Below are 15035 nucleotides of genomic sequence, written 5' to 3' on the forward strand. Positions count from 1 at the left end.
TCCGAGCAGGTGGGCAGTCGGGCAAGTGCGCGGCGATGGGCCGGCGCTTCCGGGACGTCCGGCTCGATGGCTCGATTCGAGAAACCTGCATTAATCCAATGGCGGGCGGCTCTTGCGCCCCGAAAAGCGCTGGCTAGCATGGTCTGAACCACGGCCTTTCCCAGATGGCCAATTCACCTGGCGGCAAGGCGGGCGGGGCGGTAGGGCGTCCAGCTCAAAGTTCGAGCTGAACAACCCTCTCTGAGGCACTCAAGGGTACCATCCGCGCCAGCCCCTGCCTCTCAATGGCAGCCGTGTCGCCATTGCGCACCGATCCGGCGGAAAACAGGCCTGAGGCAGAATTCAGCCACTCCGGCTGGGCGGCCGTGTTTTCCAAAACCACCCCTGTATGTCTTGCCAAGAAGCCGGCGCTAAGGGTCCGACGCCCGGCACCAACGCCTCGATCTTCACCCAAACGTGGGTGGAAAGGGGCAGACATATGGAAGGTGCATTGTGATTAAGTTGTCGAAAGACGAGAAGCTCAAGCCGACCGATCAGACTGAGATCGAAAAGCCTGTGGTCGGCGAGGCGGGGTCCCGTGGGGTCAAGCCCAATGCTTTGGTCCAGCCGTTCGCCCCGATGGTCGAACCGCGCGCGGTCGCAGACATTATCGTCAATACCCGCAACGCCCGCACGCACAGCGACCGTCAGGTGCAGCAAATCGCGGCCAGCGTGCGTAAGTTCGGGTTCATCATTCCGGTTGTCATCAATGAGAAGGGAGTCCTTCTCGCCGGCCATGGCCGCCTGAGAGCCGCCCAGCGACTTGGCTTCAAGGAGGTGCCGACCATCGTGGTCAAGCACCTGACTGAGGGGCTCCAGCGCGCCTTCACGCTGGCCGACAACCGCCTGGCTGAACTGGCAGGCTGGGATGAAGAGCTTCTCAGGGTTGAACTGCAGGAGTTGTCGGATCTCGCCATTGACTTCGACTTCGAGGTCACGGGCTTCGATACGATCGACCTGGACCGCCTAGAGGCACCCAAACCGGTCAAAGCGGCCAAGCCGGAGGTTGTGCCGGAGCTGGAACGCGACCGCCCGGCGGTGAGCGCGCCCGGCGACTTGTGGCAGCTCGGCAAGCATCTCTTGTTTTGCGGCAACGCCCTGGAACCGGCCTCCTACCAGAAGCTGATGAGTGAGGACCGCGCCCAGATGGTGTTCACCGACCCGCCGTACAACGTCGGCATCGACGGCCACGTCTGTGGTCTGGGCTCGGTGCGCCATCAAAATTTCGCTATGGCATCGGGCGAAATGACAACGTCCGAGTTCACCGAATTCTTGGGCTCGTTCATGGCTCAGGCGGTGCAGTACAGCCTGAACGGGGCTATCCACTACATCTGCATGGACTGGCGCCATATAGGCGAGGTCCTGAACGCCGCCGGCGAGCTCTACGAGCTCAAGAACGTGTGCGTGTGGAACAAGACCAACGGCGGAATGGGTACCTTCTACCGCTCCAAGCACGAGATGGTGTTCGTATTCAAGGTGGGCAGTGCCCCGCACATCAACAACTTTGGGCTAGGGGAGAAGGGCCGCTATCGCACCAACGTCTGGGACTACGCTGGAGTGAACACCTTCAAGCGTGGGCGAATGGACGACCTGCGCACCCACCCGACGGTGAAGCCGCTGCCGCTGGTGGTCGATGCGCTGAAGGACTGCTCGACGCGCGGCGGAATAGTGCTGGATCCGTTCGTCGGCAGCGGTACGACCCTGCTAGCGGCGGAAAAGACCGGGCGAGTTGGCCGAGCGATCGAGCTTGACCCGCACTACGTCGATGCCGCGGTCAGTCGCTGGCAGGCACTGACCGGCCAGAGGGCGGTTCATGCCGAGACGGGCCAAGCCTTCGACGAGGTGGCCGCTACGGTGGTCCGCCCTGCAGACGCCGCGTGAGGAACGAACAGTCATGAGCGAACAGAAAGATCAGCCTCAGGCAGCGAGCCCCGACTCGTATCAGGTCGGCTACGGTAAGCCGCCGAAGCAAGCGCAGTTCAAGAAGGGGCAGTCCGGCAATCCGAAAGGGCGACCAAGGGCGACTGAAGCGCATATGCCAGTCAGCCGCATCATACGCCGAAGCTTGTCGGAAGAAATTAAAGTGCATGTCAACGGCAAGCAGCGAAAGATGACCAGGTTAGAAGCGGTTATCGAGATGCTATTTGCAATGGTGCGCAAGGGTGACCTCCGCGCTGCCAAAATGTTGATTGACCTCGGTCATAAGCACATTGCCCCTCATCAAACCCTGGCTGAGCTGATGGGTGATCGCCCTCTGTTCACGTTTACCAAGGAGGAGGCGGCCAAGTTCTCCAAGAAGAAGCTCATGGAGGGCATAGTGTTCGATGACCACGAAGACGATGAAGGTGGCCAGCCGGTGCTCTGAAGCATCGGCAAGCCTGAGGACTGCCGACGGACATTCGTGTGCAGCCGCGCCGTGGGCGCCAACAATACCGCGCCGGTCGGGCGCTGAATTCGATGACTTCCCATCATGCTAGTTGGCCGCCGGCGACCGCTATTAAGGGGACCTTCGAATGCACCCCATCGACTGGAACGTGTCCCCGAGGACAGAAATCCGGTGCATCGTCAGTCGCTGGTGCCATCTTGCGGGCAGAAAGAAAGGCGGCAGAAGCCGCCTTTCCATCAAATTTGGCTTTAACTGTCGACGCCGCTCGACGCTGGTCCCTGCGTTCCGAACGGACTCCAATGCGAGGTCACGTTGGACCGGTTCACAGCGCGCACCCGCCAGCTCGCGCGAAAACACTGGCGCAGCATCGCTTCGCGTACGGCACTGCGTGCCGGCGACAAGGTTGGACCGGCAGGCAGTGGAAGAACGGCACGCAGTGGGTCGGTGAGCTGGTCCTCGGAATCGCTAAACACAATCGTCAGAATCTTCGAGGGCGGCAATGCTGGGTTCCCCGGGTTGGGGTCGATGAAGCGAAATTGCACTTCATACAAGACTTCGCAGCCGGGCTGCTGCCCGGTGACTTTGGCGACGGCGAGATTGAAACCCTGCGTGCCGAGTTTGGTTTGTGCGCCGCGGCCCCAAGGCGTCATCTCGCATGCCGAGGACTGCGGCAAGGGGGCTAATCCACCTTGTTCTCCAGCGCTGGATGTATGACGATTGCATCTCTGGGCGCCATCCCTGTGGGTTGAGCCACAGAAGTATCGAGCACGGCCACCCACGATGTCATGAGAGTTCTCCACACAAATCCGAGACGGGATCAGGAGACAGCGGCTAAAGGCGCACGGGAACCATGACCGCCATCAGCATCGACGTCCTGCCTGCCGCACGTGGAGACTGCCTCTGGATCGAATGCACCCGGCCGGTTGGCCCACCGTGGCGGCTACTAATCGACGGTGGCATGCCGGGGTCATGGCCGTTGCTACGCGATCGTATCGATAGGCTCTCGGCCACTGGGCCTGTTGTCTTCGATCTCGCTGTCGTCTCGCACATAGATTCTGACCATATCGGCGGCATGCTTCCTCTCTTTGCTGCGACCAATCTAGATGTCAGCTTTAAGGACCTATGGTTCAACGGCCTTCAGCAGTTGCCCGACAACAACGGTATGCGCTCAAGAAGTGTCGCGGAGGGTGAGCAACTTGTTGAATTGCTGACAGGCCAGCAGGGCGCGCGCAAGCTGCCCTGGAATGCGTCATTTGGGGGCGCCGCCGTGATGACTCGCGGTGACGGCATGTTCGAGACCATTGTGATCCCTGGCGGGCCTACGCTAACGCTGCTCTCACCTACTCCGCGCCGGCTCGCATCATTGCGCAGAACTTGGATGACCGACCTTCTGCGGCTGCAGCGAGGCGAATCCGATGGACCCCAGGAACCTGCGGTTGCGATGCCGTTTGACAACCTCGCGACGCTGGCCGCAATCGACACGCCGCGCGACCAGTCGGTCGCCAACGGAAGCAGCATTGCCTTTCTTCTTGAGCACATGGGCCGGCGATGTCTGTTTGCCGCCGATGCGTTCTCTTCGGTCCTCGGTGCCGCGCTGACCTCCCTCGCCAATTCGCGTGATGGCAGACCCATCGAACTCGATGTCTTCAAACTTCCGCATCACTGCAGCAAAGGCAACGTGACGGCAAATCTGCTCGCAGTCGCGCCAGCCGAACACTATGTGGTCTCCACCAATGGCGAGCGATTTCACCATCCCGACGACATCGCGCTGGCGCGGGTCGCGACGGGCCCGGCACCTCAGCCGACGATCTGGTTCAATTACGCATCCGACACTGCCCAGCGCTGGAGCGATCCGGCCCTGCATGCAAAGTATCGATTCACCACGCGCCTGCCCGATTCCAAGAGCGGACCGGGGGTCTTGATCGAGCTCCAGGCAAAGCAATGACGATCGCGTGGCCCAATCCATGCGAACTGTTGCCGTCGATCATCCCCGAGGAGCGGCGCGGGCGGCCGGGGGCGGCCCGCGAGGCGGCGCTTGCCGCTGCGCGGGAGAATCCAGAGCGTCGGCTGGAATATCTAATGTGGGCCGTCTATGCGTCTCTCTCCGTTGGCGAGGCGCGTGAGGCGCTACGGCTTCTTGACACCTTCCCAGCCGACGCCGACGCAACGATTGCGGGGCGCGCGCGGGCATGCCGCGCGTGGGCGCAAATGCTCGACCGAAATTGGTATCCGGGCAACGATGGCGGGGAGATGTCCCCGTCGTGGCGGGAGAATCTCGCCACCATCGACAGTGTCGCTTCCGGCGACGCCGAAACGATGCTGGTCGAGGCCTGCGCAGCGTACGGCCCGCGGATGGTTCTTACGTTCCGCGATATCATAACCGGCGCGTCGCGCCAATCGCTCGCTCTCCTAGACCAAGTGCTTCCGGCTGCCTTGCAGAGCCTCGACAACTTCTCGGTAGTTGCGGCAAAAGTAAACGCGCCGACGTCTGTAGTCTGGTCGCTCGCCGCGAAGGCGGACCTTCAACAACGCGCAGGCCACCGCGAGGAGGCACGGCAGGCGCTCACGCAGCTCCGCGGATACTGCATGCAAGCCGGCGACGTAGTCGGCGTCGCCAACACCTGGATGCTCGAAGGCGATTGGTGGGCGACACCCGGTTCGACACCGGAAGCGCTGGGCCTCGTACTACCTGATGGAGCAGCGGACGCTGCACCGCCGATACCGGTTAATACGGCCGCGATGCAGGCATACGAGCAGGCCGCAGTGATACTCGCGGAATCGGACGCACCACGCGCGAACGCTGCGGTGAGTCTGCGGCGAGCGCTTCTCGCCGGGCGCGCAGCCGACTTCGACGCTCAGCGCGAGCATCTGATGCAGTGCGAACGCGCCTGCCAGGAAGCTGGCGACGCCGCCGGCGTCCACCTTGCCACTGTGCATCGCTGGCTCTCTGATATTGCTCGCGGCGATCTGACTGCTGTGCGCCAGATCGCGCCGCTGGAGTGGGGACCCGTACACGGCCCAGTCGCCGAGATCGCGGCATGGGCCACGAAACGAGGAAGTCTCACCTACTGTACAGGGCTGGGGCGACTGCTCCAACGGAGCGGACAGAAGTTTGTCGCGGCAAGCGAGTTCGACCGGGCGGAGGTCGCTTTTCGGTTGGCCAGTTATCTTCTTCCACAGAATGGCGCTGTACCACGGTGGACTATCCCGGAGGCGCTGGCGCACCTCGACACCCGCCGAAACCTCACCACCCGCGCGCTCGTTCGACAGGTGCAGACGCTTGATCTACTGCCGGCACCGAAGGCCCCGGCGGGGGATGACAATACTTGGCTGCAGGATCTTCAACTCACGCTGGGGCTTGTGACTGTCCCGACGGGCGTAACCGGTGCCGGCGAGATCGGCATACGGATGATCGAGCGCGGTGAGCAACGCCTGAATGCCCTACTCAATGTGGCCAAAATCGCTCATGCTCCCGACGCACTCTTATCGTCCGACCCCATGAAAGCGCTCGAGGACGCCAAGGCCGCATACAAGGCGGACTTTACGAAGGGGGCCGGGCTTGATCAGAAGGTGCTCGAATTGGCCTCGTCGGTGACGAGCGACGCGCTTCGGAGGGCCCGGCCTCTCGTTGCGTTGATGCGTGCGCGGCAGGTCGAGCGACTGGGGTGGGACACCCAGGCCGAGCTTTGGTACCGAACCGCTCTCGAATGCAGCGCGAAGGCTGGCCCTGAGAACCGGTGGCTAGAAATACTCATCCTCAATGCGTGGGGCAGACGCGCGGAGGCACGAACCGTATTGAAGACTGCGTTGGACGAACGCCTGGTCGAGGACTCGATACTGGCGAAGCTCGCGATTCAGGTTGGTGACCACGAGGCTGCTCGGAGGCTCTTTGCAATACTTGCGACTACGCGCGAAAAGCTTGGAACGGATTGGCGTGATGACGCCGATCGTGCCGAGGCCGCCATAGAGGGCGGCGATGGCGATACGGCGCTCAAGCTCGTATCGCGCGCGATCGTCGACTTTCAAGGAATGATCGACCGGCTCCCACGCGACGCCGATCGCGTTGCGGCATGTGACGACGTGGGCGCCGCGGAGCTCTATTTAATTGCCTCCCGTATCCATTTGCGCCTCGCGCGCGCCGCAGAACGAAAGCGCGACTTGGACACTGCTGCTGCGCAACGTGCGCTCGCTTTCGAAGTCTCTGAACGGCATCGCGCGCTCACCCTGCCGCCAGTGTTACCGGCAAGCGCCCTTGCTGATCGGAAGGGAACGGGCGCGTTCCAACAATGGCAGCAATCTGCAACCGAGCATGCGACGGCGTACCAGCGACTTCTGGCCGCGCTCTTGCTGGGGACCGCCAACGTGCTGCATTGCACGGAAGTGCTTGCCGGCGCGGAGCGCGCGCTAGCTGAGAGCGAGGCCGCGCTTTCGCCCGGGGAGCAAGCCGCCCTTCTCGAGGCGCGCCGTGCCCAAAGTGTTACCGCCAAGGATGTGCAGAAGCGCCTTCCGGCCGACGCTTGCCTGCTCGAATACCAGGTTGTCGGACGCGACTACGTCGCGTTTGCGATGACTGCCTCTGACGTGATCGCACACGAGGGGCGGATCGAGCGCGGAACCCTTCAGGGTCTAGCGAGCCGGCTGGTGCGCGCCTGCGCCGCGGGTACACCTTCGCCCGAGGCCGACGAACTCGCCGCGATCCTGCTGAAGCCTTTCGCGTCAATACTAGCGGCCCAGCAGCGCGTACTGGTCGTTCCGTCTGGTGCGCTCAACGCGGTGCCGTTTCATGTGCTGCCGTTCCGCGGCACGCCCCTAGGCGAAACTCACGTGATCTCTTATCTTCCGGCAGCGGGGTTGATCGCGCGAGGCCCAATGGATCGACCGCTTGCCGCGGGCGGGGCTCTGGTCGTCGGCGATCCTGCCTTCGATCCGGCTGAGCATCCGACGCTGCAACGTTTGCCGGGCGCGGAGGTGGAAGCAAATGCCGTGGCACGGATATACGACACGCCCGACATCTTCTTGGCTGCCAACGCAAAAGAGGAGACGCTGCGCCCGCTGATGCGCGACCGCGCGCTCGTCCACTTGGCGACGCATGGACGGCTCGACGAGATCGCGCCGAACACTTCGTCGATCGTCCTGGCGGAGCGCGGCGAGCTTACCGTCTCTGATCTAATCGGGTTGCAGTTCAACGCCGACCTCGTTGTTCTCAGCGCTTGCGACACCGGTCGCGGCACCACAACACAGGGCGGTGATCTCATTGGACTGGCGCGCGGACTGCTGGCCGCGGGTGTGAGGCGGTGCGTAGTCTCGCTCTGGCCGGTTGACGATGCCGCCGCTTGCGTAACGATGGTCGGGTTTCACCGTCGGGTGAAGAAGGGGACCGCGCCGGCGTTGGCGCTGGCCCTGGCCCAGCGCGAGATGCGAATGCTGTCCGGCGCACAGATAGCTGAACGTTATCGTGCGCTGGGTGGCCCGGTTGCGCCGGGCCAGAGTGCCATGCGGCGCAAGGCGGTGGGCACCGTTCCCCAACTCCCTGCGTTTCCCGAAGTCGACATCGAGGACGTAGACACGACAGTCGAGGCACGCGGCGGTCACTTGGCAAGCATTTGGGCACCATTCATCCTCATCGGCGCGTGAGTGAAAAGCGACAGAAAACGGATTGCCTTCCAAACATCGTGCGAAGGCTCGGCAAATGATGTCGAGCGTTGCCAACGCCGGCGAGAATTCGCCCACGCACGACGCGAACTTCCGCTGAGCCCCTCGGATGTTGAGGAGTTCGTGGCGACGATGGTGAGCCCTGATGCAGGTGCTGATGTCCCGTCTACGCCGTCACTGGCGGCGGCCAGTTAGGCAAAGCCGATCAGGATTTCGCAACTGCAAAACGTTTGGAGAGGCGTTAGCGCAAACGTTTGCGAACCCCTGCCTCGCGGCATGTCTCTTCGGCGCCAGAGTTGAGCACGATATCGAAGTAGATGAGCGGCGCGAGCCATAAGCAGGCCTTTCTAGTTGCTGGCGAACGCCCAGCCCCTGCTCGTCGAACCAGGCTGGCGCTATAGACGTGCTGCTTCACCAGTCAGCGGTGACGACGTCGTAGACAACCAGACAACCAGATCGAGTTGGTGGCCCTTGGTACCAGTGCGCGCACCTATGGCACGATGCGCCCCACGATGAGGGGGTGCGTCGGCTCACGTTATGCAGCGCCGTCGGGATCTAGCATTGGCCCCAAACGCGCGACGGCCGAGGCTTCACTTCTATGACGATTTGTTGGGTCATCTGCGCAGGGCCTTAACCGGCTCCGCACGTGATGAGCCTGAAGGACAAGAAGATCCGAGGGGGACTGAGTGCCCCGCCTCGTTGTCATTGGCCCAAAGGGGGTTGTCCTTACTGAATACTCCGTCCGCGCTGGCGTGACGGGCGAGATCAGGTAGGCTGATCCTCGATGATCGCGTTCCTGAGCTTGCTTCTCCACGTCGTGGTCTCGCCGTTCAGGACGAAGGCGCGGCTGGAAGCCGAGATCGTCTTGCTGCGGCATCAGCTGAACGTGCTGCGCCGGCGCGTTCCCTCGACGCCGAAATTGGCGGTCGCCGACCGATTGGTCTTTGTCTGGCTTTATCGCCTGTTTCCGTCGGTGTTGAACGCCGTCACGATTGTCCAACCGGAAACCGTTATTCGATGGCATCGGACGGGCTTCCGACTGTACTGGCCCTGGAAGTCGCGCTCTCGGGGCGGTCGGCCAAAGATCCCCGGCGAGATCCGGCGCCTGATCCAGGAGATGAGCCTGGCCAACCGGCTGTGGGGCGCGCCGCGCATCCACGGCGAACTGCTCAAGCTAGGGATCGAAGTCGCTCAGTCGACGGTCGCCAAGTACATGGCGAGGAGTCGGCGAGGGCGCTCGCAGACCTGGAAGACCTTTCTGCACAACCATGTGGCTGGCACCGGCGCCATGGACTTCCTGATAGTGCCGACGGTCGGCTTTCGCTTGCTCTTCGTTCTGGTCGTCCTAGGCACGAGCGGCGGCGACTGATCTCCCTGAGCGTAACGGCAAATCTGACGGCGGACTGGATCGCCCGTCAGATCACAGAAGCGTTCCCTTGGGAACAAGCACCAGACTACATGATCCGGGACCGTGACCGATGCTACCGCCAGGCGGTCACAAAGGGTCTTGCGGCCATGGGCATACGCGATCACCCGACGGCGCCGAGGTCACCCTGGCAGAACGGGCATGCGGGGAGACTGATCGGCTCGATCCGCCGGGAATGCCTCGATCACATCGTCGTCTTCGGCGAGGGCCATTTGCGCCGGATCCTTGCGGGCTACGCCCGCTACTGCAACGAACTCCGAACGCATCTGTCCCTGAGGAAGGATTCACCGCACGGTCGGCCTGTCCAACGGCTCGGCCAGCTCGCTGCTCAGCCCATCCTCGGTGGGCTTCACCATCAATATTGCCGGACGTAGTTTTCGGCAGGGACGGCCTCCTTCTGCTCCAACATTCCCTAGAGAACTCCGAAACAGCCTTGACTGTAGCACGCGCCGAAGTGCCCAACTGTGCGAGCGTCACCAGGTCCCGCTGCCGCCTCTCGAACCGCACGGGATCTTTCCATTCAATAGTGCTTGCCAGCTTGAGCCACCTGCCTGAGGCGACTGGCCAGGGCCTCGACACCTCGTGTCTTGTCGATGAAGCCGCGCGCACCGTATTGGAAGGCGAGTTGCTCGTTTGCCGGTTGGGCGTGGCTCGTCAGGAACACAAGTGGCACGTTCACGCCGCACTGCCGTAGTTCGAGTAGTAGGTCGATGCCCGAAATGGTCGGAAGCCTCCAGTCAAGGACGATGACATCGGCTTCAGCGGCGGCATCGAGTGAGCCAAGCAGCGCGTCGCCATTGGCAAAGCAGTTAACGGCAAAGCCGTGCCATGCCAGTTCGCTACTGACAATTTCGCGGTAGTTCTCATCGTCTTCGACAATAAGGACGTGGATGAGATCCGCTTCACTCTCCTCAGCGTGAACCGTCAACGGGGAGGAGGGAAGAGGCACTTGCAAGTCTATGTTTGACTCTGCCTTGGAATTTCCTAGCAACTTAATGGTTTTGGGCATTACGCAAGGCGGCTTTCTTCATCATCTGAGATTGCAACCGCTGGGGCGGGTCTATTCCCAGGAAGACGGTACCCTACACAGATTGCAAGAGATGTAATGCGACCATTCAGTGATTGCGTCTAGCACGGTTCGATCAACCGATACGGTTAATCCTGCAATCCTTGTCTCGATCGGCGCCCAACGGTTAGTCGTCTGTCGCGTAAATCACCACCAGGAGATGGGCAAACCTTCGCTCTGCCCGACCATCAGCCCCATCGACGTGCCTGTCCTCAATCGGTTCCTGACGTGGTTCGCACGTGAAGCATACGGACTTGCGATATCTCCATTAACTCCAACCCGCGACAAGCGGCGCCTTTTGTGCTGTCTTGCTTGTGGGTGGTAGGTGGTATGACGATCAGGAACCTGATAACGCGAAGCGTTGGGGTCGGCTTGTTGCTCTTGGCGGGCTGCGAGGCGCCACGAAACATGCGCGACGACTTTCTAAGATTAACGGCGTCCCAGCCGGCAGCGCGGAAATCTCAGCCTGCAAAAACTACCTCGACGCGGCCACGCGCGACGCCCCCCGCATCGACGACCGATGCAGCGGCCGTCGCCCCTCCACCGCCTTCGGACGAACCGGTATTCCCCGCTGCTACGGCAGCATCGGACGAACCACCGGCACGCCCGGGCAGGCCGACGCTATCACTTGCCGGAAAGAGCGAGATGGAGCTGCGTGCCATGCTGGGCGCGCCGACCAGCGAGGAGGACCGCCCACCTGGTAAACGGTGGCGTTACCAAGAGGGCCAATGCACCCTGGATGTTCAGCTCTACCCGGACGTCCGAACGAAACAGTTCGGGGTTCTTGCCTACGAGGTAAAGAGCGACGACAACACCGACGAAGGAAGGCGTGTCTGCATGGCTCAGCTCCAGTCCCGCGCCCAGACCCGGCAATAGTTATTCATCGGGGTTGGCTAACAGTACCGCTAGCCCTGTTTGCCCGTGGAATCGATTTGGGCTTCGAGGATGTGCCATTTAAACAGCAGGAACTAGACGCGGTGTTTCTTGGCTGCGCAATGCCAAGCGAGGACCCAAGCGCATTGCCGATCTAGCTCGGCGCACTTCCCCGCCCCCAAGGTTTTCAGGTAAGAAAGCATGACCGAGAGTTTTCTCTAGTCATGGAGCTAGTGCCTTAGGTGAGGCGACGTGTAATCCGATCGTGACTGCAAAGTCGCCGGTTCTTTCCGATCTTGCCGGTGGTTGATCACCCGTCGACGGGCGCGGCCTCGTTGAAATCGCCGAGCAGCCACAGCACCCAGTGCAGACCTCAGTCGACGGCGTTAGTACGGCCTGGCTCAAACATGTCAGGCGGAGGACTACCGACACGCCCCCAAAGCGCGCGCCATTCAGTGTTAGTGGTCGCGATAATCTGCTCGGGCTGGCCTGTGATGGCATTGGCACCTTGTTAGTGGCGGGTCCCGATCGCCTGGGCCAAGACGCTCCCCCCGAAAGTAGAAAGGAGCCGGTCGTCAGCGCACAAAAAGCGAAAAATGGCCGACGTCGGATGTGATTAACGACAAGAGGCGCAATTTCGGCGCCTACTCCCACAGCAGTTCTCTCGGCAGACGTTGATGCTGCCATTGGCCACTGCACTAGGGGCCTCGGATTTTCATAGCTGTCATTCACACACTTTAGAAATGGCCCAAAAGCAGGCGGGCTCTCCTGGCTGCAATTTGCAGTTGCCGCTGCAACACGAATTAGGGCCACGCGAGCCAATTGCGCTGCTGTCACCCCTTTGCTCGCTTCGAACGTTATAAGCATCCCCCAATTGGGTGATGCGAAACGTTCGCTTTGAGGGAATCCTCCCACCAACTCTTCCAGCGTAGCGAGAGGAACAAGGAAGGCGGGCATGATGGCGACCATCAAGAGCGCCAGGTAGTGGGGAACGGCTTAGGTCGCAACCGGTGGCCACCGACTCTCGATCAGATCCACAAGTCGGAGAACGGTGGTTGGCAGCGGCGTAAAATATGGGTTCACGGATCTCAAGGCCGCCGAAATCAAACCAATCGTGATTTACGAGCAAGTTCGGCTTCACCAACGCAAGCGGCATATTCAGGCGGACCTTCTTGATGTGATTTGGAAGCGACAGGGCGTCCAAATAGCAAGCTAGCCGAGGTGGTACCTCCAATTAGCGAGTATCCAACACTCATCCTTTAGTTGTATATGATACTGGTAGCGGGTGGACGTAGAGATACAACTACTTACCCGCCGTGGCTACATTGGGGGGGAGAATGTCGAGTTCTACCGACCCGGGAGCTCTTCATACGTATGTGGCGTCGGCATTAACCGGCGCCAGCTCGTATTCCTTCACCCTGCGCTTCAAGTGTTGCGACAGTCTGTTGCAGCCGCATGCAAGCACCTGATCTTGATCGACGCCTACGGACTGGCCCGCAAGGTAGTAGGCGGGCGAACGCCATCTTCTGCAATGTCCAAGATCACTGAGCGTAGAAGTACTGCGTAGCGTCAACTGGCTGCGTTAGCAACTGGTCACGGGGGAAGGGCCATCATGTCCGATCGCATTGACGGGACGACTAATAGTGATCTCATTGATTCCAGTTTCCCGGATAGAACGCCTGAGAACGACGAAGAGATCCATGGTGATGGCGGCAACGACACGATTGTCGGTTTCGGCGGAAATGACATTCTCTTTGGAGATGCCGGGAACGACTACTTAGATGGCGGCCTGGGGGCCGATGAACTTTACGGTGGCATTGACCTCGATACATTGCTGTACGATCCGGCCGATTCTGTCCAAGACGGTGGTGCGGGTCGCGACCTCCTTCGCCTGGAAGCGGCGGTCGACGTCGATCTTTCCGATGGGGCTGACCAGGTAAGCGGAGGGGGCATTGCCATCGGTTTCGAGGATGTCGATGCGACAGCCTTAGGTACGGGCATCCTGATCAAAGGTTCCGCGAGTAACAACGACCTCAAGGGGAGCGGCGGCTCTGACATAATCGAGGGGCTGGACGGGGCGGATGTCATCGAAGGCGGCGGGGGCGGAGATACGCTTAAGGGCGGCGGCGATGTGGATCGACTGTCCGGCGGGCTTGGCAACGACATTCTCGAAGGCGGACTAGGGGGCGATGAACTCGACGGAGGCGAAGGCGACGATACGCTTCTCGGGGGCGACGGTAATGACACTCTTGTTGGAGGTCTTGGAAGCGACACGCTGACGGGAGGCGCTGGCAATGACTTGTTCATTGTGTACCGGGGAGTTCCCAGGAGCGACACCTCTCCCTCGACGTCCGATCACATAACTGACTTCGGGGGCACCGGCGGAACAGACAATGACATTATCGACCTGGTCGTTGGCAGTGGTTTGCCGCTTGCCTTCAACGGTTACCAGACCTTCGATTTGCCCGACGGTAGCGGAACTCAAGGACAGGTGTTGCCCAACGCCGGAGACGGCTTTGCCGATGTCGTCTACCAGCATGTTGGCGGGTCTACGGTCATTGCCGTCGATGTCGATGACGATGGGGCATGGAGTGAGCAGGACGAACTGATCTATCTCGACAACGGCACGTTTGCGCTAGCCCCGACCGATTTCAACGACAACTTCTCTGTCATCCGTGGAACGCCGTCGGTGGAGGATCCGGACAATTTGGCTGGAGGAAATAACGCTGAGACCTTCTACCTCTTGGCGGGAGATGATGTCCTCCATGCTAATGGCGGCGAGGACGTCGTCTTTGGTGAGTCGGGTAGTGATACGCTCTACGGAGGCACGGGAGGCGACACCCTGCGGGGTGGCAACGACAGCGATCTTCTTTTCGGTGAAGCGGGTGGCGATTACCTGAGTGGAGAGGAAGGCAACGACACGCTGAGTGGCGGCGCGGATAACGACATCCTGTACGGTGGTGATGGTGACGACTCCCTCCAGGGTGGCGACGGCAACGACATGCTCGACGGTGGAGACCATATTGACCGGCTGCAAGGGGATGCCGGCAACGACAGTCTCTATGGTGGCAGCGGTGCTGACATACTCGAGGGCGGGGCGGATGCCGACTCACTCGACGGAGGATCGGGCAACGACGTGCTGGACGGTGGAAGCGGCAACGACACGCTCTATGGCAGCAGTGGCCAAGATGACTTAAGCGGCGGCCTCGGCAATGACCGTTTTGTCTTCAACGTCAGCATAGGAGATTCGCAACCGACTGCGCCAGATGTCATCCAGGATTTCGAAGGCGGTGGCGTCGCCGGCGGTGACTGGCTTCAGTTGGTAACGTCATCCTTTCAGCCTCTTGTCCTGAACGAGATGCCACAGAGTTTTACGGTCGATCCGTCAGGGAATGCCGGCCTGCAGTTTCCTTTTGCCGGTGATGGCTTGGTGGACGTGGTGTGGTTCCACGATGCCGCGAGCAACCAAACTCGGCTGGCCGTCGACATCGACGATAATGGTTACTTCGGCGCGGCCGATAGCTACTTCATTCTCGAGAACGGGCCAGCGACGCTTGGCGCCGAGGATTTCGTCGACACGTTTTCGGTGTTGC

General features: G+C 61.1%; 10 protein-coding genes. 8 read left to right on the top strand and 2 right to left on the bottom strand.

What is annotated here, in order from left to right:
• Positions 1-501: 501 nt before the first annotated feature.
• On the top strand, positions 502-1920 hold the full coding sequence (locus RSO01_RS42165) for a site-specific DNA-methyltransferase (RefSeq protein WP_218037627.1): 1419 nt from the start codon (positions 502-504) through the stop codon (positions 1918-1920).
• A 13-nt stretch (positions 1921-1933) separates the two neighbouring features.
• Positions 1934-2404, top strand: coding sequence for a DUF5681 domain-containing protein (locus RSO01_RS42170; protein WP_147156607.1), 471 nt, complete (start codon positions 1934-1936; stop codon positions 2402-2404).
• A 269-nt stretch (positions 2405-2673) separates the two neighbouring features.
• On the opposite strand, the gene RSO01_RS42175 is transcribed toward RSO01_RS42170, so the two are convergent.
• Positions 2674-3099 (bottom strand): hypothetical protein, encoded by a 426-nt coding sequence (locus RSO01_RS42175; RefSeq protein ID WP_147156608.1) that lies wholly within the window; start codon positions 3097-3099, stop codon positions 2674-2676.
• A gap of 176 nt (positions 3100-3275) precedes the next feature.
• On the opposite strand from RSO01_RS42175, the gene RSO01_RS42180 reads away from it, so the two are divergent.
• From RSO01_RS42180 to RSO01_RS50130, 4 genes are all read left to right on the top strand, one after another.
• Entirely contained in the window at positions 3276-4370 is a 1095-nt protein-coding gene (locus RSO01_RS42180) for a ComEC/Rec2 family competence protein (protein WP_147156609.1), read from the top strand.
• Positions 4367-8059 (top strand): CHAT domain-containing protein, encoded by a 3693-nt coding sequence (locus RSO01_RS42185; protein WP_147156610.1) that lies wholly within the window; start codon positions 4367-4369, stop codon positions 8057-8059. The genes RSO01_RS42180 and RSO01_RS42185 overlap by 4 nt, the downstream gene beginning before the upstream one ends.
• Positions 8060-8861: 802 nt before the next feature.
• Complete coding sequence (locus RSO01_RS48660; protein ID WP_218037628.1) at positions 8862-9446, top strand: hypothetical protein; 585 nt, start codon at positions 8862-8864, stop codon at positions 9444-9446.
• A gap of 146 nt (positions 9447-9592) precedes the next feature.
• Entirely contained in the window at positions 9593-9877 is a 285-nt protein-coding gene (locus RSO01_RS50130) for an integrase core domain-containing protein (protein ID WP_218037629.1), read from the top strand.
• A 146-nt stretch (positions 9878-10023) separates the two neighbouring features.
• Here RSO01_RS50130 and RSO01_RS42195 read toward each other — a convergent pair whose 3' ends face one another.
• Entirely contained in the window at positions 10024-10512 is a 489-nt protein-coding gene (locus tag RSO01_RS42195; RefSeq protein ID WP_147156611.1) for a response regulator transcription factor, read from the bottom strand.
• A gap of 702 nt (positions 10513-11214) precedes the next feature.
• On the opposite strand from RSO01_RS42195, the gene RSO01_RS48015 reads away from it, so the two are divergent.
• Complete coding sequence (locus tag RSO01_RS48015) at positions 11215-11445, top strand: hypothetical protein (protein ID WP_170303777.1); 231 nt, start codon at positions 11215-11217, stop codon at positions 11443-11445.
• Between the two features lie 1609 nt (positions 11446-13054).
• Positions 13055-15035: calcium-binding protein (locus RSO01_RS42200; protein WP_373867994.1), on the top strand; the 1981-nt coding region annotated here is incomplete at its 3' end.

This window comes from Reyranella soli, from assembly GCF_007992495.1.
GTDB lineage: Bacteria > Pseudomonadota > Alphaproteobacteria > Reyranellales > Reyranellaceae > Reyranella > Reyranella soli.

Coding starts and splice junctions, on each gene's coding strand:
- RSO01_RS42170 (WP_147156607.1), top strand. CDS start 1,934: ATGAGCGAACAGAAAGATCAGCCTCAGGCAGCGAGCCCCGACTCGTAT.
- RSO01_RS42180 (WP_147156609.1), top strand. CDS start 3,276: ATGACCGCCATCAGCATCGACGTCCTGCCTGCCGCACGTGGAGACTGC.
- RSO01_RS42185 (WP_147156610.1), top strand. CDS start 4,367: ATGACGATCGCGTGGCCCAATCCATGCGAACTGTTGCCGTCGATCATC.
- RSO01_RS48660 (WP_218037628.1), top strand. CDS start 8,862: ATGATCGCGTTCCTGAGCTTGCTTCTCCACGTCGTGGTCTCGCCGTTC.
- RSO01_RS50130 (WP_218037629.1), top strand. CDS start 9,593: ATGGGCATACGCGATCACCCGACGGCGCCGAGGTCACCCTGGCAGAAC.
- RSO01_RS42195 (WP_147156611.1), bottom strand. CDS start 10,512: ATGCCCAAAACCATTAAGTTGCTAGGAAATTCCAAGGCAGAGTCAAAC.
- RSO01_RS48015 (WP_170303777.1), top strand. CDS start 11,215: ATGGAGCTGCGTGCCATGCTGGGCGCGCCGACCAGCGAGGAGGACCGC.